Annotated in this window: 2 rRNA genes; both read left to right on the top strand. The window is 43.5% G+C overall.

The annotated features are described in order from the left end of the window. Positions 1–101: ribosomal RNA gene (locus AC19MV_RS23060) — 16S ribosomal RNA — on the top strand; the annotation flags it as partial. 390 nt (positions 102–491) lie between these two features. Continuing rightward, positions 492–586: ribosomal RNA gene (locus tag AC19MV_RS23055) — 23S ribosomal RNA — on the top strand; the annotation flags it as partial.

The following is a 586-nucleotide window of genomic DNA, read 5'->3' as shown; positions in this document are numbered from 1 at the left end:
GTTTAACCTTCGGGAGAACGCTCACCACTTTGTGGTTCATGACTGGGGTGAAGTCGTAACAAGGTAGCCCTAGGGGAACCTGGGGCTGGATCACCTCCTTACCTATACGACTAACTCAATACCTAAAGTGCAGAGATGCATGTGAGTGTTCACACAGATTACTTGTTAACTTCTTCGGAAGTAGAGTGAAACACGCCGCTTGCCGGTCAGTGTTGTTCTTTAACAATTTGGAAAGCTGATAGTACTAACTAAAGGCGCATAAATGATGATTCGTTGTCGTTTGTGTGATTACGTTAGTGCGAAAAACGTTAATACGAAAGTATTAACACTTGAGTTCTCAATACACTGTTTAAGTGTCTTGAATATTCTAAAAACTAAGGCGAGTCACACTTCCTGGTCGGGAGTGAGACAAGTAAAAACCAGCTGGTCATGATATGACCCAGAGCTCTTCCCTTGTTAATTCAAGGGTGTGAAACTCATTTGGGTTGTATGGTTAAGTGACCAAGCGTATACGGTGGATGCCTTGGCAGTCAGAGGCGATGAAGGACGTAATAACTTGCGAAAAGCGTTGGCGAGCTAGTAATAA

This window comes from Shewanella sp. MF05913 (genome assembly GCF_059758095.1).
This window is presented reverse-complemented; position numbering and strand designations above follow the sequence as displayed.